Origin of the sequence: Dermacoccus sp. PAMC28757 (assembly GCF_014302635.1) — a bacterium.
GTDB lineage: Bacteria > Actinomycetota > Actinomycetes > Actinomycetales > Dermatophilaceae > Dermacoccus > Dermacoccus abyssi.
Genome location: NZ_CP060292.1, coordinates 2,073,475 through 2,094,266 on the forward strand (window position 1 = coordinate 2,073,475; position 20,792 = coordinate 2,094,266).

At 69.0% G+C, this 20,792-nt stretch carries 24 protein-coding genes; 21 read left to right on the forward strand and 3 right to left on the reverse strand.

The features are described 5' to 3' along the window. The first annotated feature begins 5 nt into the window (after nucleotides 1–5). From H7F30_RS09945 to H7F30_RS09975, 7 genes are all read left to right on the forward strand, one after another. A complete protein-coding gene (locus H7F30_RS09945) occupies nucleotides 6–638 on the forward strand; it encodes a riboflavin synthase (RefSeq protein ID WP_187034869.1) in 633 nt (210 codons plus the stop codon). Then, nucleotides 635–1,327, forward strand: coding sequence for a nicotinamide riboside transporter PnuC (pnuC, locus tag H7F30_RS09950; RefSeq protein WP_129663317.1), 693 nt, complete (start codon nucleotides 635–637; stop codon nucleotides 1,325–1,327). The genes H7F30_RS09945 and pnuC overlap by 4 nt, the downstream gene beginning before the upstream one ends. Continuing rightward, nucleotides 1,327–2,580, forward strand: a complete 1,254-nt coding sequence (gene ribB, locus H7F30_RS09955) for a 3,4-dihydroxy-2-butanone-4-phosphate synthase (protein WP_187034871.1) — start codon at nucleotides 1,327–1,329, stop codon at nucleotides 2,578–2,580. The genes pnuC and ribB overlap by 1 nt, the downstream gene beginning before the upstream one ends. Next, nucleotides 2,577–3,053 carry a 6,7-dimethyl-8-ribityllumazine synthase gene (ribH, locus tag H7F30_RS09960; protein WP_187034873.1) on the forward strand — a complete coding sequence of 159 codons (477 nt, stop codon included), beginning with the start codon at nucleotides 2,577–2,579 and terminating at the stop codon, nucleotides 3,051–3,053. The genes ribB and ribH overlap by 4 nt, the downstream gene beginning before the upstream one ends. A gap of 67 nt (nucleotides 3,054–3,120) precedes the next feature. Continuing rightward, nucleotides 3,121–3,384 carry a phosphoribosyl-ATP diphosphatase gene (locus tag H7F30_RS09965; RefSeq protein WP_047312873.1) on the forward strand — a complete coding sequence of 88 codons (264 nt, stop codon included), beginning with the start codon at nucleotides 3,121–3,123 and terminating at the stop codon, nucleotides 3,382–3,384. 14 nt (nucleotides 3,385–3,398) lie between these two features. After that, the gene (hisG, locus tag H7F30_RS09970) at nucleotides 3,399–4,244 is read left to right on the forward strand and encodes an ATP phosphoribosyltransferase (protein WP_047312706.1); all 846 of its coding nucleotides are present in this window, start codon (nucleotides 3,399–3,401) and stop codon (nucleotides 4,242–4,244) included. Nucleotides 4,245–4,283: 39 nt separating this feature from the next. Then, nucleotides 4,284–4,745: a PH domain-containing protein gene (locus H7F30_RS09975; RefSeq protein WP_255464734.1), complete on the forward strand. Its 462-nt coding sequence runs from the start codon at nucleotides 4,284–4,286 to the stop codon at nucleotides 4,743–4,745. A gap of 34 nt (nucleotides 4,746–4,779) precedes the next feature. Here the strand turns inward: H7F30_RS09975 and H7F30_RS09980 are convergent, their stop codons facing one another. Continuing rightward, complete coding sequence (locus tag H7F30_RS09980) at nucleotides 4,780–5,391, reverse strand: hypothetical protein (protein ID WP_187034875.1); 612 nt, start codon at nucleotides 5,389–5,391, stop codon at nucleotides 4,780–4,782. Between the two features lie 51 nt (nucleotides 5,392–5,442). Between H7F30_RS09980 and hisF the strand changes: the two genes are divergently transcribed. Further along, on the forward strand, nucleotides 5,443–6,195 hold the full coding sequence (gene hisF, locus H7F30_RS09985; protein ID WP_187034877.1) for an imidazole glycerol phosphate synthase subunit HisF: 753 nt from the start codon (nucleotides 5,443–5,445) through the stop codon (nucleotides 6,193–6,195). Between the two features lie 80 nt (nucleotides 6,196–6,275). On the opposite strand, the gene H7F30_RS09990 is transcribed toward hisF, so the two are convergent. Beyond that, nucleotides 6,276–6,920 (reverse strand): TIGR03085 family metal-binding protein, encoded by a 645-nt coding sequence (locus H7F30_RS09990; RefSeq protein ID WP_129663327.1) that lies wholly within the window; start codon nucleotides 6,918–6,920, stop codon nucleotides 6,276–6,278. Between the two features lie 48 nt (nucleotides 6,921–6,968). Here H7F30_RS09990 and H7F30_RS09995 point away from each other — a divergent pair, with 48 nt between their 5' ends. Together H7F30_RS09995 and H7F30_RS10000 are read left to right on the forward strand one after the other, a co-directional pair. Next, nucleotides 6,969–8,819, forward strand: coding sequence for an ABC transporter ATP-binding protein (locus H7F30_RS09995; RefSeq protein ID WP_187034879.1), 1,851 nt, complete (start codon nucleotides 6,969–6,971; stop codon nucleotides 8,817–8,819). Next, nucleotides 8,816–10,591, forward strand: coding sequence for an ABC transporter ATP-binding protein (locus H7F30_RS10000; RefSeq protein ID WP_187034881.1), 1,776 nt, complete (start codon nucleotides 8,816–8,818; stop codon nucleotides 10,589–10,591). Before H7F30_RS09995 ends, H7F30_RS10000 begins: the two co-directional genes overlap by 4 nt. Before the next feature lie 4 nt (nucleotides 10,592–10,595). On the opposite strand, the gene H7F30_RS10005 is transcribed toward H7F30_RS10000, so the two are convergent. Then, nucleotides 10,596–11,207 (reverse strand): CoA pyrophosphatase, encoded by a 612-nt coding sequence (locus tag H7F30_RS10005; RefSeq protein ID WP_187034883.1) that lies wholly within the window; start codon nucleotides 11,205–11,207, stop codon nucleotides 10,596–10,598. A gap of 269 nt (nucleotides 11,208–11,476) precedes the next feature. On the opposite strand from H7F30_RS10005, the gene H7F30_RS10010 reads away from it, so the two are divergent. The 11 genes from H7F30_RS10010 to lgt all read left to right on the forward strand — a co-directional run bounded on the left by H7F30_RS10010 (nucleotide 11,477) and on the right by lgt (nucleotide 20,773). Further along, complete coding sequence (locus tag H7F30_RS10010) at nucleotides 11,477–12,511, forward strand: HNH endonuclease signature motif containing protein (protein ID WP_187034886.1); 1,035 nt, start codon at nucleotides 11,477–11,479, stop codon at nucleotides 12,509–12,511. A gap of 175 nt (nucleotides 12,512–12,686) precedes the next feature. Continuing rightward, entirely contained in the window at nucleotides 12,687–13,151 is a 465-nt protein-coding gene (gene hisI, locus H7F30_RS10015; protein WP_187034888.1) for a phosphoribosyl-AMP cyclohydrolase, read from the forward strand. Next, complete coding sequence (locus tag H7F30_RS10020) at nucleotides 13,148–14,695, forward strand: anthranilate synthase component I (RefSeq protein ID WP_187034890.1); 1,548 nt, start codon at nucleotides 13,148–13,150, stop codon at nucleotides 14,693–14,695. The genes hisI and H7F30_RS10020 overlap by 4 nt, the downstream gene beginning before the upstream one ends. Then, nucleotides 14,692–15,267 (forward strand): Trp biosynthesis-associated membrane protein, encoded by a 576-nt coding sequence (locus tag H7F30_RS10025; RefSeq protein ID WP_187034892.1) that lies wholly within the window; start codon nucleotides 14,692–14,694, stop codon nucleotides 15,265–15,267. The genes H7F30_RS10020 and H7F30_RS10025 overlap by 4 nt, the downstream gene beginning before the upstream one ends. Nucleotides 15,268–15,402: 135 nt before the next feature. Then, nucleotides 15,403–15,627 carry an HGxxPAAW family protein gene (locus H7F30_RS10030; protein WP_047312717.1) on the forward strand — a complete coding sequence of 75 codons (225 nt, stop codon included), beginning with the start codon at nucleotides 15,403–15,405 and terminating at the stop codon, nucleotides 15,625–15,627. A 55-nt stretch (nucleotides 15,628–15,682) separates the two neighbouring features. Then, complete coding sequence (gene trpC / locus H7F30_RS10035; protein WP_187034894.1) at nucleotides 15,683–16,492, forward strand: indole-3-glycerol phosphate synthase TrpC; 810 nt, start codon at nucleotides 15,683–15,685, stop codon at nucleotides 16,490–16,492. Further along, the gene (gene trpB / locus H7F30_RS10040; protein WP_187034896.1) at nucleotides 16,489–17,760 is read left to right on the forward strand and encodes a tryptophan synthase subunit beta; all 1,272 of its coding nucleotides are present in this window, start codon (nucleotides 16,489–16,491) and stop codon (nucleotides 17,758–17,760) included. The genes trpC and trpB overlap by 4 nt, the downstream gene beginning before the upstream one ends. Beyond that, the gene (gene trpA / locus H7F30_RS10045; protein ID WP_187034898.1) at nucleotides 17,757–18,548 is read left to right on the forward strand and encodes a tryptophan synthase subunit alpha; all 792 of its coding nucleotides are present in this window, start codon (nucleotides 17,757–17,759) and stop codon (nucleotides 18,546–18,548) included. Before trpB ends, trpA begins: the two co-directional genes overlap by 4 nt. After that, complete coding sequence (locus H7F30_RS10050; protein ID WP_047312721.1) at nucleotides 18,545–19,024, forward strand: MauE/DoxX family redox-associated membrane protein; 480 nt, start codon at nucleotides 18,545–18,547, stop codon at nucleotides 19,022–19,024. Before trpA ends, H7F30_RS10050 begins: the two co-directional genes overlap by 4 nt. 37 nt (nucleotides 19,025–19,061) lie before the next feature. Next, nucleotides 19,062–19,820, forward strand: a complete 759-nt coding sequence (locus H7F30_RS10055; RefSeq protein ID WP_187034900.1) for a thioredoxin domain-containing protein — start codon at nucleotides 19,062–19,064, stop codon at nucleotides 19,818–19,820. Then, entirely contained in the window at nucleotides 19,820–20,773 is a 954-nt protein-coding gene (gene lgt / locus H7F30_RS10060; protein ID WP_187034902.1) for a prolipoprotein diacylglyceryl transferase, read from the forward strand. The genes H7F30_RS10055 and lgt overlap by 1 nt, the downstream gene beginning before the upstream one ends. The last annotated feature ends 19 nt before the right edge of the window (nucleotides 20,774–20,792 follow it).

Genomic DNA, 20,792 nt, shown 5'->3' on the forward strand with positions numbered 1-20,792 from the left:
ACACCGTGTTCACCGGAATCGTCGAAGCCAAAGGCCGGGTTGCCTCGATCGAGCACACCGCCGACGCCGTCGTCCTGGCCGTCGAAGGGGCCGAGGTGCTCACCGACGCGCACCACGGCGACAGCATCGCGGTCAACGGCGTCTGCCTCACGGTGACGACGTTCGACACCCTCACCTTCACGCTCGACGTCATGAAGGAAACCCTCGACCGCACGAGCCTCGGTGCTCTGCAGCCCGGATCGCCGGTCAACCTGGAACGCGCCATGCGGGCGGACGCCCGGTTCGGCGGCCACGTCGTGCAGGGTCACGTCGATGGCACGACGCGCATCGTCGCCATCGAGCCGGGGGAGCGCTGGAGCGTCGTGCGCTTCGACCTGCCGGTCGAGCTCGCGCCCTACGTGGTGGAGAAGGGTTCGATCACGCTCAACGGCGTCTCGCTCACGGTGGCCTCACGCGAGACCGACGCCTTCACCGTCAGCCTCATTCCGACGACCCTCGACCTCACGACGTTCGGTGACGCGAGCGTCGGCGACGCCGTCAACGTCGAGGTCGATGTGCTTGCCAAGTACGTCGAGCACCTCGTCGGCCCGCGCCTTGCGGCCCTCGAGGAACGCCTGGCGAAGGCGGAGAGCGCATGAGCGTCTGGGAGCAGATCTACACGGCGCACCTCACGATCGGCGGCTCGCAGATCACGTGGCGCGAGATCATCGGCAATGGCTTCGGCATGGCCTCGGCGATCGGCGGCATGCGCCGCAAGGTGTGGGCATGGCCGGTCGGCATCGTCGGTAACGTGCTGCTCTTCACCGTGTTCGCGGGCCTCGTCTTCGGCATGGACGACCGGGCGCCGATGCTCGGGCAGGCCGGGCGTCAGATCTTCTTCATCGTTACCTCGCTCTACGGCTGGTACGTGTGGCGCGAGAGCAAGAACAAGGGCAGCACCGGCGAGGCCGTCATCCCGCACTGGGCGAGCGCGAAACAGCGTCTCGGCTACGTCATCGCCTGGGGCGCGGGCGTCGTCGTCATGCACTGGGTGTTCGAGATCATCGGTGCCGGGTGGCCCGCCCCTTGGTGGTACTTCTGGTGCGACGCCTGGATCTTCGTCGGCTCGCTACTCGCGACGTACGCCATGGCCCGGGGCTGGAACGACTTCTGGCTCATGTGGCTGGCCGTCGACCTCGTCGGCGTGCCTGAACTCATCTATTCCAAGTACTACCCGAGTGCTGCGCTCTATGCGCTGTACGCCCTGCTCGTCGCCTACGGCTTCACCCAGTGGCTGCGTGCCTCACGCAGCCGGGACGTGGCGGCCCGTGAGATGGAGGCATCGTGATGACCACCCCGAACGCATCCGAGGAGGCACTGCGGCTGTCGAGCGTCGAGGACGCCCTCGCGCAGCTGCGTGCCGGACGCCCCGTGCTCGTTGCCGACGACGAGAACCGCGAGAACGAGGCCGACATCGTCATGGCCGGCGAGACGATGACCGCCGAATGGATGGCGTGGGCGATCCGTCACAGCTCGGGCGTCATCTGCTCACCGATGCCGGACGACGTGGCCGACCGGCTCCTCCTTCCGCCGATGGTCTCGCGCAACGAAGACCCGAAGGGCACCGCGTACACGATCTCCGTTGATGCGAAGGACGGCGTGCACACCGGCATCTCGGCCGCCGACCGCGCACTGACGCTGCGTCTGCTCGCCGACCCGACGACGCCTCCCGCGGCGCTGACGCGCCCCGGTCACGTCTTCCCGCTGCGCGCCCGACCGGGCGGCGTGCTCGAGCGTGACGGCCACACCGAGGCGTCGGTCGACCTGTGCCGACTCGCGGGCCTCTCCCCGGTCGCGATGATCGTCGAACTCGTCCACGACGACGGCGCGATGATGCGCCTGCCGGGTGCCGTGGAGCTCGCCGAGGCCGAGGGGCTCGCCGTGATCACGATCGAGCAGCTCATCGAGTGGCGCCGGCGCCACGACCGCGTCGAGCACATCGCCTCCGCCAACCTGCCGACGGAGTACGGCACGTTTACGGCGTGGGGTTTCGAGGACCGCGAGAGCGGCGCCGAGCACCTGGCCCTCGTGAGCGAGCGCGAGCCGGGGGAGGTACCGCTCGTGCGCCTGCACTCCGAGTGCCTCACCGGTGACGCGCTCGGTTCGCTGCGCTGCGACTGCGGCCCGCAGCTGCGGGAGGCGCAGCGCCTCGTCTCGCGCGAGGGCGGCGTCGTGCTGTACCTGCGCGGCCAGGAGGGGCGCGGCGTCGGGCTGCTCAACAAGATGCGCGCGTACGGCCTGCAGGACGCGGGCTTCGACACCGTCGACGCTCAGGTCGAGCTCGGGCTGCCCATCGACGGACGCGAGTACGGTGCGGCGGCCGCCATGTTGCGCGCGCTCGGTCACACCCGCGTGCGGCTGCTGACGAACAACCCCGACAAGGCAGCGCAGCTCGCGCGCTTCGGCATCGAGGTCGTCGAGCGGGTTCCGCTCGTGGCCGGTATGGGCCCGGACAATGCGACGTACGTGCGCACCAAGATCGAACGCCTCGGTCACACCTTCGACCGTGGCGACGAACCTCAGGTAGGAGAAGCATCATGAGTGGACACGGTTCCCCCGATCTCAACGTCGACGGCTTGGGTCTGCGCGTCGCGATCGTCGCGGCCAGCTGGCACGACGTCGTGATGAACGGCCTCATCGACGGCGCTCGCCGCGGCCTGGCCGACGCCGGCGTCGGCGAGTCCGACGTCACGCTCGTGCGCGTGCCCGGCACCTTCGAACTGACAGCGGCCTGCGCGCGTCTCGCGGACAAGTTCGACGTCCTCGTCGCGCTCGGCGTCGTCATCCGTGGCGGAACGCCGCACTTCGACTACGTCTGCAGCGCTGCCACGGACGGCCTCACCCAGATCGGCGTCACGACGGGCAAGGCCATCGGCTTCGGTGTGCTCACGTGCGACAACGACGAGCAGGCGCTCGACCGTGCAGGCCTGGAGAACTCCTCGGAGGACAAGGGCCACGAGGCCGCGACCGCGGCCGTCGCCACCGAGGTGACGCTGCGCGCGCTCGGTGCATGAACGTCGTCCGGCTTCCATGCCGGACGGCGCGCGGGCCGAGGGCGTGCGACCGGTAACCTTGCACCCTGTGAAGACGTTCGAAGAGCTGTGGGCCGAACTCAATGAGAAGGCGCAGACGCGCCCGGAGGGTTCCGGCACCGTCGCCGAACTCGACCGGGGCGTGCACTTCATCGGCAAGAAGATCGTCGAGGAGGCCGCCGAGGTGTGGATGGCCGCCGAGCACGAGGGCAACGCCGCCGCGGCCGAGGAGATCAGTCAACTCCTGTACCACCTGCAGGTGCTCATGATCGAGCGCGGTATCACGCTCGACGACGTCTACTCCCACCTCTGAGCCGGAAGGACACCATGCTGCGCGTCGCAGTCCCCAACAAGGGCGCCCTTTCCGAATCCGCCGCCTCGATGCTCAAGGAGGCCGGCTACCGCGGGCGCCGCGACTCGAAGGAACTCGTCGTCGTGGACGCCGACAACGAGGTCGAGTTCTTCTTCCTGCGCCCCAAGGACATCGCCGTCTACGTCGGCTCGGGAACCCTCGACCTGGGTATCACCGGGCGCGACCTCATGCTCGACTCCGGTTCGAAGGCCGTCGAGCACCTGCAGCTCGGCTTTGGGGCGTCCACGTTCCGCTACGCCGGGCGTCCGGGCGTCGCGTCGAGCGTTGCCGACCTCGAAGGTCGACGCATCGCGACGTCGTTCGCCGGCCTCGTCAGGGCCGACCTCGAGAAGAACGGTGTGAACGCTGAGGTCGTTCGCCTCGACGGTGCGGTCGAGACGGCTGTGACGCTCGGCGTCGCCGACGTCATCGCCGACGTCGTCGAGACCGGTACGACCCTGCGGAACGCCGGACTCGAGGTCTTCGGTGACCCGATCCTCACGAGCGAGGCCCTGCTCATCCGTCCCTCCGACCGCGAGCTGTCCGGTCAGGCCGCGACGCTCGTGCGCCGTCTCGAGGGCGTTCTCACCGCGCGCCACTACGTCATGATGGATTACGACATCGACGCCGCACTCGTCGAGGAGGCCGCCGCGCTGACGCCCGGCAGCGAGTCGCCCACCGTGTCGCCGCTTCACGACCCGAACCAGGTCGCCGTGCGCGTCATGGTGCACCGCCGTTCGCTCAACCGCGTCATGGACGAGTTGTACGACCTCGGGGCGCGCGCCATCCTCGTCACTGACATCGCCGCCTGCCGGCTCTGATCCACGCCTCGCGCCCGAGCACCCGAGAGGAGTCATCACATGGCCAAGAACGAGGACGCCTACCGTCCGTTCATTCCGCGTCGCGGCCGCGCGGTGGCCTTCGCAGCCGCCGTGGCGATGGTCGTGACCTTCGGTGTTGTCGCCTTCGTCGTCCTGCCCACCGGCGGGGCAACCGGTTGGACGATGCTCGACAAGTGGGCCGTGTTCTTCTTCGGCTGCTTCCTCGGCTGGGGTCTGAGCCGGTGGGGGCTCGTCAAGGCCGAGCCGTCGCCCGAGGGCGTCTCGGTGCGCAACCTGCTGACGAAGCGATTCGTGCCGTGGGCCGAGATCGCCGGCGTGCAGTTCGGCGGCGGGCGCCCGTGGTGCCTGCTCGACCTGGCCGACACCGAGCAGCTCGCCGTCATGGCGATCCAGCGCGCGGACGGCCCGTCCGCCGAGGCGGAGGCCTCACGGCTGGCCGCTCTCGTCCACGTCAATCAGGGCGAGATCCCGAACGACTGAACGGTCACGTTCTGGTTGAGGCAGGTCGGCGGCCTCAGTGCGCAGCGGAGCGTTCTTCGTCCGTGAGGTCGCTCGCGTCGACGACGACGTCCGCCCGGGGCGGATGCGCGGTGAACCAGGACCGTTCCTGCGCCTCCCAGCTCACCCAGTACGGCGCGAACATCTCACCGTCCCGGCGCAGTGCGCGGATGCGCCGCTGCTCGCGCGAGGCTTCCAGCCACGCCGAGCCCTCCGCGATGTTCTGTCCCACCCATCCGGCGCCGACGCCCTCGACGATGAGGGAGCGGGTGGCGTGGATGGGCTCACGCTCGCGCGGTGGCATACCGGCCCACTGCGTCGGCTTGTAGCTCGGAGAGCGGCCGGCGCGCCAGTGTTCGACGAGCTGGCGGGCGCGCAACACGCCGCTGGGCAGGCTGTCCCAATCGCGGTAGAGGTCGTCGAGGTGAAGCACCTGGGCGTGCGGGTAGTGCTGAGCGAGGCGGTCCGAGAGCTGGGTCTTACCTGCTCCGGAGCGCCCGTCGAGTGTGAACAGCCAACGCTCGTTCAGAGACGCGCGGGTGTCGAACCACGCGAGCACGGCGTCCGGTGACAACGTCGGCGCCGCGGCGAGACCCGGCGATCGGACGGCGATGGGCGGCGTGTTCACGGAGCAAACGTACCGGCCGGGCGCGGGGCCTGAGGGCTTAGGCTCGGTGCCATGTCGGTTGCGGTACGTGTCATTCCCTGTCTCGACGTCGACGCAGGACGCGTCGTCAAGGGCGTCAACTTCGAGAACCTTCGTGACGCGGGCGACCCCGTCGAACTCGCGGCACGCTACGAGCGTCAGGGCGCTGACGAACTCACCTTCCTCGACGTCACCGCGAGCTCGGCGGACCGATCGACGACGTACGACCTCGTCGCGCGCACGGCCGAGCAGGTCTTCATTCCCCTCACCGTCGGGGGAGGCGTGCGCACTGTCGGCGACGTCGACCGACTGTTGCGTTCAGGCGCGGACAAGGTGGGTATCAACACCGGTGCCATCGCCCGCCCCGAAGTCATCGCCGAGATCGCCGACCGCTTCGGCGCCCAGGTTCTCGTGCTGTCCGCGGACGTGCGGCGCATCGACGGGCGCTACGAGGTGACGACGCACGGCGGCCGCACGAGCTCCGGCCTGGAGGCCGTCGAGTGGTGTGCGCGCTCGGAGGAGTTGGGGGCAGGGGAGATCCTGCTCAACTCGATGGACGCCGACGGCACGAAGCGCGGATTCGACCTCGAACTCATCGAGGCAGTGCGCCGCGAGGTCACCGTGCCTCTCATCGCGAGTGGTGGCGCGGGCGCCGTCGAGCACTTCCCGGACGCGGTCGAAGCCGGCGCCGACGCCGTGCTCGCAGCCTCCGTCTTCCACTACGGCGAGATGACGATCGGCGACGTCAAGCAGGCCCTGGCAGCCACCGGTGCGCCGGTGCGCTGAACGCGCCACTCGATTTCGGGCCTCACCTTCAACTCGAAGGTGAGGCCCGAATTCGTTGAACTAGCAAGGAAGGACGCTGGTCAGATGCCCTTCGGCGCCGACGCGAAGCGGTTGATGTCGTCCGGCTCGCCCGCGAACTGAACGAAGCTCATGCGGCCCGCCAGGTGGAGGAGAACCTCGCTGGGCAGGCCCTCGATGACCACTTCACCGAGCGGCTCGTCGGGGCTGGTGAGGGCAACCGGCGTGCGTCCCGGGCAGAGGGCGGCAACGCGCATCCGCGAGTGGCGCAGCATCATCGTGCCGGCGGCCGGCAGGGCGGCGTAAAGCGAGTTCTGCAGGCGCTCACCGACGGTGCGCACCTGCGACTCGTCGGCGTAAGGCAGCTGGGCGCGCAGGATGTCCTCGTGGTGGATGAAGTACTCCTGCAGGTTCGCGCGCGCGTCGACCGCGGGGATGCGGAAGGGCGAGAACTCGTGCGGGCCGCGGCGCACCATGTCGACGAGGTCCTCGAAGGGACGCAGCGCGTAGCGCGCGCGGGTACGCTCGGCGAGGTCGCGTGCCTGGGGCAGAAGGATGCCGACGGCCTCCGGGCGACGCTCACGCATCGCGAGGTGGGCCAGGAGGTCCTTCACGGTCCAGCCGTCGCAGAGCGTCGGAGCGTCCGGTCCGATCCGTAGGGCGGTGTCGCAGAGAGCCTGTCGTTCGGCTTGGGCATAGTTCGGCATGGCGCAATGTTGTCACCCCCGCGACCGAGCGAGCAAAGGAACCCCCGCGTGAGTGCAGCCGACCTGGCCCCCGACGCGTCACCCGTTCGCGTCACCCTGGCAGGGTGCCGTGAGGAGTGGCGCTGGTTCGTCTTCTCCGTCCTCGGGGCGACCGGTTACGGCGTGCTCACCGTGCTCACCGCGTCCGTGATCGGCGGGCTCGTGGCGGACGTCGTCACGCCTGCCGTGCGCGAGGGCGAACTCACCGGCGCGATGGCCTGGCAGGTGGCCTGGCAACTCGGCGGCGTCGTGTTCCTCAACGTCATCGCCGTCATCGTGCGACGTATCGCCGCCGGCATCACGTACAACAACCTCATCGCCTCGACGCGGCGTCGGGTGACGCGCGCCTACCAGGACCTGCCGATGCGTTGGCACCAGGTACATCCCTCGGGACGTCTGCTCTCGCACGTGAACTCGGACGTCGAGACGATCTGGAACATCTTCCAGCCACTGCCCATGGCGCTCGGCGTCGCCATCATGCTGCTCTTCGGCTTCGTCTCGATCTTCCTCGTCGACGTCGTCCTGGGCTTCGTCGCGCTCGTCGTGTTCCCGCTGCTCATCGTCATCAACTACTGGTTCCAGATCGTCATGCGCCGTCGTGTCGAAGCATCGCAGGCGGCCCGCGCGCAGGTGAGCACCGTGGCCGACGAGAGCTTCGACGGCGCGCTCGTCGTCAAGGCGCTCGGTCGCGCCGACTCGGAGACCGCGCGACTCACGCGCTCGGCCGAGGAACTGCGTGATGCCAACATCCGTCTCGGACGGACCGAGGGCATCTTCGACCCGATGACGAATGCGTTGCCGACGCTCGGGTCGCTCGCCGTCGTCGTGGTCGGTGCCGAACGCGTGGCCTCGGGCTCGATCACGGCCGCTGACGTCGTTCAGGTCGCCTACCTCTTCAGCCTGCTCGCGTGGCCGGTGCGCGCCTTCGGTTGGATCCTGTTCAGCCTCCCACAGGTGGCCATCGGGTGGAAGCGCGTCAAGCCGATCCTCGACGACGCAGCCGATCTGCCGCCGCGCCGCCGGGAGGCGTCCCTGCCCGAAGGGCCGTTGGAGCTGCGGGCGCGCGGTGTCTCGTTCACGTACGAGGACGCCGACGCTCCCGCGCTCACCGGCGTCGACCTCGAGGTTCCCGCCGGCGGCTCGCTCGCCGTCGTCGGTGCGACGGGCTCGGGCAAGAGCACGCTCGCTCAGGTGCTCGTCGGGCTCACCCCGCCGACGGCCGGCGTCGTCGAGGTGGGTGGTCACGACATCGGTGGCGTGGCGAACCGTGAGGAGCGGGTGGCGCTCGCGACGCAGGACGCGTTCGTGTTCAACGAGTCGAGCGAGGAGAACGTGGCGCTGGGGCGCTCGGATCTCGGTCGCGGCGAGGTCGATCACGCACTCGACGTCGCGCACGCGGCGACGTTCGTCGAGGCCCTGCCGCACGGTCGGGACGAGGCGCTCGGTGAGCGTGGTTCGCGCCTGTCGGGCGGTCAGCGTCAGCGCATCGCGCTCGCACGAGTGATCGCCGGTAAGCCCGGTCTCGTCGTGCTCGATGACTCGACGAGCGCGATCGACCCCGCCGTCGAAGGCGACATCCTCACGTCGCTGCGTTCTGCGACCGAGGGCAGCACCACCGTCATCGTCGCGCACCGCCGCTCAAGCATCCTGCTCGCGGACCGCGTCGTGTACCTCGAGAACGGACGGGTGGCCGCCAGCGGCCGTCACGACGAACTCATGGCCGGCCACCCCGGGTACGCGGCGCTGCTCAGCGCGTACGAGGTGGAGGAAGCCGAGGGTGCTGCCCCTGATGCAGCCGACGCCGATGACGGGGACGATGCCGACGCATCCCACGCCGAGGCTGAAGGGGGCCGGGCATGAGCGCCGGCGCAACCAAGGTGACGAGCGACCGCGGCACCCTGCGGCGCGGGCTATCGCTCGCTCCGGAGATGACGAAGGGCTTCGGCTGGACGCTGTTGCTCGCGCTCGTGGCCACGTCGAGCCAGGTCATCGTGCCGTTGACGCTCCAGCGCGCCATCGACCACGGCATCCTCGCGCCGGGCGGGGTCGATCTCGGCGTCGTGCGGTGGACGTGTGCCCTCGCGGCCCTCGGCGTCGTCGTGGCGGGTGTCTGCTCCTACGTCATGAACGTCAGGCTCTTCCGCGCGTCCGAGCGGGGGTTGGCGACGCTGCGCCGCAAGGCGTTCGCCCACGTGCACGCCCTGTCGACGCTGACGCTCAACGCGTCCCGCCGCGGTTCGATGGTTTCGCGCGTGACGAGCGACGTCGACCAGATCTCGATGTTCGTCCAGCGCGGCGGCATGATGCTCATCGTCTCCATCGGGCAACTGCTCGTCGCGACGATCCTCATGCTCTGGTACTCGTGGCCGCTCGCCATCTTCGTGTGGATCTGCTTCCTGCCGCTGTTCTTCCTCCTGCGCTACTTCCAGCGGCTCGTCGGGCGCGCGTACGCCGTCGTCCGCGAGCGGGTGGCCGACATGCTGAGCACGATCTCGGAGTCCGTGGCCGGGGCAGCGACCGTCCGCCTGTTCGGTATTCAGCCGCGCACCCAGGAGCGCATGGACGATGCGATCGAGGCGCAGCGCAAGGCCGCCATCGGGGCGCAGATCCGTGCCGTGGGTGCGTTCGTGTCGGGCCAGGGCGTCTCCGGCGCCGCGCTCATCCTCGTCATCATCGCGGGTGCGTGGATGGGCGCCAACGGACACATGACGATCGGTGAGATCACCGCCTTCGTGTTCCTCACCAACCTCTTCACGCAGCCCGTTCAGACGGCCACCGAGGTCCTCAACGACCTGCAGAACGCTCTCGCCGGCTGGCGACGCGTCATCGAGTTGCTCGACACGCCCCTCGAGGTCGTGCCGCCGGCGCAACCGCAGACGTTGAACGCGGGCGCCAAGTCGGTGCAGCTCGACCACGTCGACTTCGCCTACTCGCCCGACGCCGACCTCGTGCTGCGCGACGTCGACGCGACGATCGCGCCGGGTACGAGTGTCGCCGTCGTCGGTGAGACCGGTTCGGGCAAGAGCACGCTCGCAAAACTGCTGACCCGCCTGGTCGACCCCACGTCGGGTGTCGTGCGCGTCGGTGGACTCGACCTTCGGGACGTCGATGATGCGTCGCTGCGCGAGGCCGTGGCGTACCTGCCGCAGGAGGGTTTCCTCTTCACCGGCACGATCGTCGACAACGTGCGCTTCGCGCGCCCGGACCTCGACGACGCGGGCGTCGAGCGCGCCTTCGTCGGGATCGGGTGCGAGGACTGGCTCGTCCGTCAGCCCGAGGGCGTGCGCACCGAGGTGGGCGCTCGCGGATCGCGGCTCAGCGCGGGGGAGCGGCAGATCGTCGCGCTCGCGCGCACGTATGTGACGGACCCGGACGTGCTCATCCTCGACGAGGCCACCTCGAGTGTCGACCCGTCGACCGATGTTGCCGTCGGCCAGGCACTCGACGAGCTGATGCGCGGCCGGACGAGCGTCGTCATCGCGCACCGCCTCGCGACGGCCGAGAAGGCCGACGAGATCTGGGTCATGGACGCCGGACGACTCGTCCAGCGCGGCTCGCACGTTGAACTCGTCGGCGCTGACGGACCCTACCGGCGGCTGCACGAAGGCTGGGTGGCCTCCCACGCGGAGTAGCGCGCTACTTCCAGGCGAACTTGGGCTGCTCGAAGTGGGCCACGCGCGTGCTGCGGCCCTGGAGAACGACTTCCCGGAACTGATGGAGGATCGCCGCCGTCGGCGCGTGGATCCAGTAGTCCTCGAAGGGCCACTGGAACACCGGCTCGCCCAGCCCACGCTGCTCGACGAACCGCGGTTCCGCGTCCAGTTGGGGGAGCGTGATCTCGTGGAGCACCGCAACCTCGGCCGGATTGAGCACCACCTCGTCGAGCACATCGCCGGCCCAGACGACGAACGGGCGGATGAGATAGCCCGAGCGGGTCGCGAAGTCATCGAGCCTGCCCAAGACTGCGTCGGCCGAAGCCGCAATGCCGAGTTCCTCGTGCAGTTCGCGGAGGGCAGCTTCCTGGGGCGTTTCGCCCGCGTCGATCCGGCCGCCCGGTAGCGCGAACTGACCGGCGTGGGCGCGGAGGCTGGGTGCTCGCTTCTCCATGAGAACGACCGGCTCGTCCGCCCTGTGGGCGATGACGACGCAAACCGCGGCCTCGCGCAGGGGGTTACCGGTGGCTTCACGAGGCTCGAAGGAGGAGAGCTGCTGCGCAATGTGCTGACGCAGGTCGTCGTCACGGGGCATGCGGGCGGCTCCTCTTCGGGTGACTCTGCTGGGTTCGGGCAGAACCCATCGTGGCGCATCGGGCGCTGGTTCGGGGCGCGCCATCGCCAGTGCGTCAGACACGCGCTTGGCCACTCCGGGAAACCGTTCACTAGTCCGCGGAACAGCGAGGCTCTGCGGCTAAAGGATGGGCGCTTGCGGGCGATGATCCTGTAGTCAGCGGCACGTGGGTCAGGGCGTTGGGTGCGCACTGACCTGACATGATTCGAACAAGTGTGCGATAATAGAGCATGGATCTGAGGTCGGTGACCGGTCGAGCGCGCTTCGCGACGGCCACGATCAACTCGGACGAACTCGACCACATCGTCGAACCGGAAGCCCTGGCCCGCGTCACTGACCTGGTGGAGAAGTTCGGTGCGCGCCGCATGGGCGGCAGTGCCGCGCGGCGGCACGTGCGGAAGCTCCTGCGTGCCCTGGGGCTCGCTCGGGAGGCTGACGAAGTGCTGGCCGACCGCGAGAAGGGTGTGTGGTTCGAACCGCACCTCGACATCGACTCACTCACCGAGATGCGTGTCGTCCTCGACACGGGCGACGCGCTGGCGCTGCACGCCGTCATCGAGGCCCGCGCCGAACACCTGCACGCCGGCTGGGGCGGAGGAGGGCTGCCGCCGTCGCGGGGTCGCTGTCGTGTCGATGCGCTGGTCGACCTGATGGTCGAGAACAGTTCGGTGCATGCTGCTTTCACGCTGCAAGTGCCGTTGGCCGCTGACTCGCCGCTCACTCAGTCCCTCCGGCGCGAGCAGTGCTCCACCATGCGTTTCGTCAGAGCGCTGCGTTCCTCACCAGGGGAGAGCTCTGCCTTCGCTGACGTCGACGTGCCAGGAATGGGTGTCGTGACAGGTGAGGCGCTCGCTCGGCTAGCCGCATCGATCGGAACGACGTTCGCGGTTCGCCTCACCCGCGATCTGGCTAACGGTCGCGTCGTGACAACCGGCACGCTGTCGCAGACGTACCGACCGCACGCCACAATGGCGGCCCTCGTCACCGATCGCGACGAGGTGTGCCGCTTCCCGTACGGCACGCGGCCCGGGGCATCTGCAGACCTCGACCACGTCATCCCGTTCGCCGAGGGCGGCGCAACCAGCGGGTCGAACCTCCAGAGCCTGTGCCGTCATCACCACCGCGCCAAGACGTTCGGCGGATACGCGGTGAGCATGGATGCCGAAGCCACATGCGAGTGGGAGTCGCCCACCGGCCGCCGCTGGCTGACCCGCCCCGGCGGAGCCACGGTGCCGCTGGAACCGCGCGCGGGCCGCGTCGCCTGAGCGTCGCTGTGGCGCAGCTGACGCAGTTCGGTTCACCTGACGCGTTTTGCGCCTGCTCAGACTGCGTCACGTGAACTAAATCGCATCATCTGCCCGCGTCGGCGCGGCGCCCTCACGCCCGCCCGGTGCCGCCAAGCACAGACGGGTTCTCGCTCCGGCACGTGCGGTTGGCACAATGGCACCCATGACTTCGACGCCCCTGCCCACCGAGATCGCCCAGCGGCTCAAGCGCGACGACTCGGGTCTCGTGGCCGCCATCGTCCAGGATGAGGCGAGTGGCGAGGTGCTCATGCTGGGCTGGATGGACGACGAGGCGCTGCGGCGCACGCTGAACGACGGGCGCGTCACCTTCTGGTCGCGCAGCCGTGGTGAGTACTGGCGCAAGGGCGACACGTCGGGGCATGCGCAGTACGTGAAGTCCGTCGCGCTCGACTGCGACGGTGACGCACTCCTCGTCCGCGTGGAGCAGATCGGTGCCGCCTGCCACACCGGCGCGCGCACCTGCTTCTTCACCGATCTGGACGCCACCGTCGGAGCTCCGACACACGCCACTGGCCCCGCCGCGGGCGCGATGTCGGAGATCGACCAGCACGACCTCAAGCCGACCCACGAGCAGCACCCCACGGAGGATCCCGCATGACGACGACGCCCAGCCTGGCCGCCGACCTCACCTGGGGCGCCACGTGGCCGAGCGCCGACGTCTTCACTCACCTCGCAACGGAACGCCGCGTCATTCCCGTCGTCCGACGCCTGCTCGCCGACGCCGAAACCCCGATCGGCGTCTACCGCAAGCTCGCGCGCGACGAGCCCGGCACGTTCCTCCTCGAATCCGCCGAGCACGGCGGCGTGTGGTCACGCTACTCGTTCATCGGCGCCGCGAGCCGCGCCACGCTCACCGAGCGTGACGGCGAGGTCGTCTGGCTCGGCGATGTGCCTACCGGCCTTCCGACGAGCGGCCTCGCCGTCGACGCCCTGCGCGAGAGCCTCGAACTACTCCACACCGAACGCATCCCCGGCCTGCCGCCCCTGACGAGTGGCCTCGTGGGCGCCATCGGCTACGACGCCGTGCGCCGCTGGGAGAAAATCGGCGACGATGCCGAGGACGCGCTGGGCATCCCCGAGGTGACGATGCTGCTCGCCACCGACCTGGCCGTCATGGACCACCAGGACGGCTCGCTCCTGCTCATCGCCAACGCGGTCAACTTCGACGGCCTCGACACCGGCGTCGAGGGCGCCTACGCGGACGCCGTTGCGCGCCTCGACGCCATGCAGCAGCGCCTCGGCGGCTCGGCACCCTCCACGGTCGCCGTGCCGCACACGCCCGAGCAGGACGTGCGCAGCACGCACACGCGCGAGCAGTTCCACGACATGGTCGAGGCCTGCAAGGAGGACATCCGCGCCGGCGAGGCGTTCCAGATCGTCGTCTCCCAGCGCTTCAGCGTCGACACCGACGCCGACGCGCTCGACGTCTACCGCGCCCTGCGTGCGAGCAACCCCAGCCCATACATGTACCTGCTGCGCCTGCCCCTGCCCGACGGCGGCGTCTACGACGTCGTCGGCTCGTCGCCCGAGGCTCTCGTCAAGGTGACTGGCGAGCGGGTCATCACCCACCCCATCGCCGGCTCGCGCCCGCGCGGCAAGACGCCGGAACACGACCGGGAGCTGGGCGACGACCTGCTGAACGACCCGAAGGAACGCAGCGAGCACCTCATGCTCGTCGACCTCTCGCGCAACGACCTGCAACGCGTCTGCGGCGCCGGAACCGTGGAGACGGTCGAGTTCATGAACATCCGCAACTACAGCCACGTCATCCACCTCGAGTCCACCGTCGTCGGCACGAAGCGCGAGGACGCCAGCGCGTACGACGTGCTCGAGGCCACCTTCCCGGCCGGGACGCTCTCGGGTGCCCCGAAGCCGCGCGCCATGCAGATCATCGAGTCGCGCGAAGGCTCACGCCGCGGCGTGTACGGGGGAGTGATCGGCTACTTCGACTTCGCCGGTGACGCGGACGCGGCCATCGCCATCCGCACGGCGGTGCTCAAGGACGGCGTGGCCCACGTTCAGGCGGGAGCCGGCGTCGTGGCCGACTCGGTGCCCGAGAGCGAATACCAAGAGACGATCAACAAGGCGGCGGCCGCCCTGCGAGCAGTTGCGACCGCCACCGGGATGGAGCCCATCCGATGAGGGACATCTCCTCGAAGCGCAGCGTCATCCTCCTATCGCTCATCGCGGGCGTCCTCGCGCTCATCGCCTCCGGACGCGCGTGGATCAACGGCACCCTCAACGACGGGGTCCTCTCGACGAACGCGGTCGACGTGACGGGCAACCAGGCGATCCCGGGGTACTTCGGAATCGCCCTCGTCGCGTGCGCGGGCCTGCTGGCCGCCGCGACCGCCGGTCGCATTGCGCGCTGGCCCGCCGGCGTCATCTCCTTGCTCGGTTCGATTGCCATGGTCGCTCTGACGCTGCGGACACTGCTCGACCCTGCCTCGGCCGTGAAGAGCCGCATGTCCTCCGTCACCGGCCACACCGGTGAAGCGGTGGCCCGCGGCGAATTCACCGTCTGGTTCTGGGTGGCCGTGTTCGCGGCGCTCCTCGCGCTGTTGTCCTCGGTGCTCGGCCTGCTCGGTCTGCGCCGCTGGCACGGTCTGTCGAGTCGTTACGAGGCGCCCGTCGACGGTGAGGCGCCCACGCGCTCCGAGGAGAGCGACTGGGATCTCATGTCGCGCGGCGTCGACCCGACCGATCGCACCTGAGCGACACGCGCCACACCCCGGGCTCGCACGAGCCGTGTGAGCCTGACAGAATGACCTGGAACACCTCGCCGCGCCCGTCGGATCCGGTACGAATCGGAACGACTCAGCGCGCCCTCATCAAGGAGAAGCCTGACGATGTCCGGAGACAGCCCCTACCTCGACCACGGTCACAGCGTCGCCGCGTGGACGGGCGTCACCATCTGCCTGATCGCCTCGCTCATCATCGCGGCCGGCGTCTTTTTCGGTAACGACATGCTTGCCATCGTCGGTGGCATCGTCTTCATCGCCGGCGGCCTCGTCGGCTGGGCCATGGGCAAGGCGAACAAGGGCAAGAAGAAGGGCCAGGCGAGCCACGCCTGACCCGTCCCGTGGACAACCCGTGAGGCCGTGGGCCTCACGATGATTGGATAAGACAGTGACCACTGTTCTCGACTCGATCATCGCCGGGGTCCGCGAAGATCTCGCTGAGCGCGTCCGCGTCAGGTCCCTCGCCAGCGTCGAAGCCGACGCTCGTGCGCAGGCACCGGCACGTGACGCGCTCGCGGCCTTTCGCGCCTCCAGCGAGCAAGGCCGCATCGGCGTCATCTCCGAGGTGAAGCGCTCCAGCCCGAGCAAGGGCGCGCTCGCCGAGATCCCGGACCCGGCGCACCTCGCGAGCGCATACGCCGACGGTGGCGCGACGGCCATCTCCGTTCTCACCGAGCAGCGGCGCTTCGGTGGGAGCCTCGCCGACCTCGACGCCGTTCGCGCGGCGGTCGACATCCCGGTTCTGCGCAAGGACTTCATGGTCGAGCCGTACCAGTTCTTCGAGGCCCGGGCGCACGGTGCCGACCTCGTCCTGCTCATCGTCGCCGCGCTCGACGACGCCCAGCTGCGCGACTTCCACGACATCACGCGCGAGCTCGGCATGACCGCCCTCGTCGAGGTCCACGACGCCGATGAGGCCGAGCGGGCTCTCGCGCTCGACGCGAAGCTCATCGGCGTCAACGCGCGCAACCTCAAGACGCTGGAGGTCCACCCCGAGGTCTTCGGCCCCATTGCGAAGACGTTGCCGTCGGACGTCGTCAAGGTCGCCGAATCCGGCATCTCCGGCCCGGACGACGCCCGTCGCTACGCCGAGGAGGACGCCCAGGCGCTCCTCATCGGCGAGGCGCTCGTCAAGAACGGCACCCCGCGTGAGGGGCTGGCCGACATCATCCGCGCCTGCGAAGGAGCCCTGGCATGAGCGAGAAGCAGGTTCGCCCCTCCGGTGAAGGGCTGGCCCCGGCGGGCCTCGGCCGTTTCGGCGCCTACGGCGGCCGCTACGTTCCCGAAGCGCTCGTCGCGGCGCTCGAGGAACTCGACGAGCACCGCCGCGCCGCGATGCAGGACGAGGCGTTCACCGCCGAACTCGCCGAACTGCAGCGCAGCTACACGGGCCGCCCCAGCATCCTCACCGAGGTGCCGCGGTTCGCCGAGCACTGTGGCGGTGCGCGGATCTTCCTCAAGCGTGAGGACCTCAACCACACGGGCTCGCACAAGATCAACAACGTCCTCGGCCAGACGCTGCTCGCCAAGCGCATGGGCAAGACGCGCGTCATCGCCGAGACGGGGGCGGGCCAGCACGGCGTCGCGACGGCCACGGCCGCGGCTCTCATGGGGCTCGAGTGCGTCGTCTACATGGGCAAGGTCGACACGGAGCGCCAGGCGCTCAACGTCGCGCGCATGCAGTTGCTCGGCGCCAAGGTCGTGCCTGTCGAACACGGCAGTCAGACGCTCAAGGACGCCGTCAACGAGGCGTTCCGCGACTGGGTGGCGAACGTCGAGCACACCCACTACGTGCTCGGTACGGTGACGGGCCCGTACCCGTTCCCCGAGATGGTGCGTGACTTCCACAAGGTCATCGGCGAGGAAGCCCGTGAGCAGATCCTCGCGGAGACCGGACGCCTGCCCGACGCCATCTGCGCGTGCGTCGGCGGCGGCTCGAACGCCATGGGCATCTTCCACCGCTTCATCGGCGACGAGGACGTGCGCCTCATCGGCCTCGAGGGCGGCGGCGAGGGCGTCGAGACGGGCAAGCACGCCTCGCGTTTCACCGGCGAGGGGTCGCCCGGCGTGCTCCACGGCGCCTACACCTACGTCATCCAGGACGACGAGGGTCAGACCATCGAGACGTACTCGGTCTCGGCCGGTCTCGACTACCCGAGCGTCGGCCCGGAGCACAGCTACCTCAAGGATTCTGGCCGGGCGGAGTACCACCCCATCACCGACGCCGAGGCGATGGAGGCCTTCAAGCTCCTGTCGCAGACCGAGGGCATCCTCCCGGCCATCGAGTCGGCGCACGCCCTCGCCGGCGCGATGAAGGTCGGTCGCGAACTCGGCCCGGACGGGCTCGTGCTCGTCAGCCTGTCCGGGCGCGGTGACAAGGACGTCCACACCGCCGGACGCTGGTTCGGCCTCATCGACGAGGACGAGGTCGTCGTCGCGGGCGACGAAGAGGAGACGCAGGTATGACGAAGCTGGACGAGGTTCTCGCGGCGACGCGCAGCGAGGGCCGTGCGGCCCTCGTGGGGTACCTGCCCGCCGGATTCCCGTCGCGCGAGGGCTGCCTGCGGGCCGTGCGCACGATGGTCGAGGCGGGCTGCGACATCGTCGAGGTCGGCCTTCCCTACACCGACCCGCTCATGGACGGTCCGGTCATCCAGACGGCTGCCACGCAGGCGCTCGAGCAGGGCATGCACGTGCCCGACGTCTTCGCCGCGGTGCGCGAGGTCTCGGACGCCGGGGGAGCGGCCGTCGTCATGACGTACTGGAACCCCGTGCTGCGTCACGGCGTGCGCGAGTTCGCCCAGGACCTCGCCGCCGCAGGCGGTAGCGGTCTCATCACGCCCGACCTCGTGCCCGACGAGGGCGCCGATTGGATCGAGGTCGCCGACGAACTCGGCCTGGCCAAGATCTTCCTCGTGGCGCCGAGTTCGACGCCCGCTCGCATCGCAGCGACGACGAACGTCACCTCCGGCTTCGTGTACGCCGCGTCCGTCATGGGTGTGACAGGTGCTCGCACGTCGGTGGGCGAGGCCGCCAAGGGCCTCGTCGAGAAGGTGCGCGCCACCACCGATCTGCCCGTGTGCGTCGGCCTCGGTGTCTCCAGCGGCGAGCAGGCCCGCGAGATCGGCCAGTACGCGGACGGCGTCATCGTCGGCTCGGCCCTCGTCAAGTGCCTGCTCGACGTCGACCTCGACGAAGGTCTCGAGCGACTTGCGGAGAAAACGCGCGAACTCGCGGCGGGCGTCCGCGGATGACGGACAGGGCGCGTCTCGAGGGCACCCGCATGCCGTGGGTGTCGCTCGTGCTCCGCCTCGCACTGGCCGCGGTGTTCCTCTTCGCCGGTGTGCCGAAGCTGACGAACTTCCCCGCATCGCGCCGTTCGGTGCGCGCCTACGAACTGTTCTCCTACGACGTGTCGAACCTCATCGGCACGTTGTTGCCCATGGTCGAGGTCGCCCTCGGCGTGCTCCTGCTCGTGGGGCTCTTCACCCGCTTCTCGGCGCTTTGCGCAGCGCTTCTTCTCGTCGTGTTCATCGCAGGAATCGCCTCGGCGTGGGCCCGGGGGCTCTCCATCGACTGCGGCTGCTTCAGCGAAGGTGGAGCAGTCTCCGAGAACGCCACGAAGTATCCGCTCGAGATCGCCCGCGACCTCGTTTTCCTCGTCATGGCGGGGGCACTCAGCCTGCGCCCACGCAGCCGGTTTAGTGTGGATCAGGCCCTCTGGGGCTGAACGACACACTCAGGTCTTCTTCGAAAGGTTCGTGCGCATGCGTCCCGACGCTTCCGACAAGTTGGCCTCCGTCGGCCCCAGGAAGGGGCCGAGCAAGGCCGTCATCGCGTCGGTGGTGGGGCTCGTGGCCGTCCTCGCGATCGGCCTCGTCGCCTTCATGAGCCTTCGCAAGGACGAGACGCCCCAGGCGACAAGTGCCAAGTCGCTGCCACAGGGCGCCATGGCGGGCGGCAAGGGCATGCCGGTCTTCGCCGACAAGGCCAAGGACAGCGCGAAGACCGTGGACGTCTACCTCGACTTCCAGTGCCCGTTCTGCGGGAAGTTCGAAACGGCGCAGGGGGAGAAGCTCACCGAACTGGCCAAGTCCGGTGACATCAAGCTGAACTACCACGTCAAGACGTTCCTCGACGAGAACATCCCGGGTGACAACTCGGCCCGCGCAGCCAACGCCGCGTTCTGCTCGGCCAACGCCGGCAAGTTCGCCGAGTTCACGCGCGAGACGTTCGAGAACCAGCCGGAGGAGGGCAAGGGCTACACGCAGGACGACCTGCTCGAGTTCGGCAAGAACGTGGGCATCAGCGACGGTGCCGAGTCCGCCTTCGCCTCCTGCGTGAAGAACAACACGTACGGCTCCTACGTCGAGCAGACCGAGGAGCAGACGAACAAGGACGGCGTGAACTCCACCCCTGTCGTCAAGATCAACGGCAAGGACGTCGAGAACGCCGACATGGCCGGAATGATGAACATCGAGGGTTCCACCCCGACGACGATCGACAAGGTTCTGGCGAAGTCCTGATGCTCGCAACGATCCCTTCGCCCACCGAGGGCGTCCTGTGGCTGGGGCCGATCCCGCTGCGCGGTTACGCCCTGTGCATCCTCGCGGGCGTCGTTGTGGCCACGATCATCGCCGGTCGTCGCCTCGAGACCCGCGGGTACGCGCGTGACGCCGCCGTAGGCGTCGTGCTGTGGATCGTTCCGTTCGGCATCGTCGGCGGCAGGCTCTATCACGTCATCACGACACCGCAGCCGTACTTCGGCCAGAACGGCAACCCCGTCGACGCCCTCAAGGTGTGGCAGGGCGGCCTCGGTATTTGGGGCGCGGTCGCCCTCGGTGCTCTGGGCGCGTGGATCGGCGCACGCCGTGAGGGCGTGCCCTTCGCCGTTCTGGCCGATGCCATCGCCCCCGGCCTGCCGCTCGCCCAGGCCATCGGCCGCTTCGGCAACTACTTTAACAACGAGCTCTACGGCCGCCGCACCGACGTGCCGTGGGCCCTGGAGATCCACCAGTGGGACAGTGGAGCCGGCAAGGCCGTCGTCGACTCCACGGGTCAGCCGGTCGTGCTCGGCACGTTCCACCCGACGTTCCTCTACGAGGCGCTGTGGTGCCTGCTCATCGCGTTCGTCATCTGGCGTATCTCGGACAGCGGACGTCTGCGTCGCGGACAGGCCTTCGGCCTCTACGTCATGCTCTACCCGATGGGCCGCATCATCGTGGAGCTCATGCGAAGCGACTTCGCCAACCGCATCCTCGGGCTGCGGGTGAACGTCTGGGTCTCGATCCTCGTCTTCCTCCTGGGCCTGGGAGTCTTCCTGGCGCGCAGGAAGGCCGATCCGGATGTGCGGCTGGCACGGGCTGACGACGACAGCGACCGGGGCGCCGACGACGGCGTGTCCACTGCGTCGTCGGACACGTCCGAGACCGCCACCTCCGACGAGGCGACCTCCACGACGAAGGACTCCACGGACTGAGACGCCGTTCGCACGATGA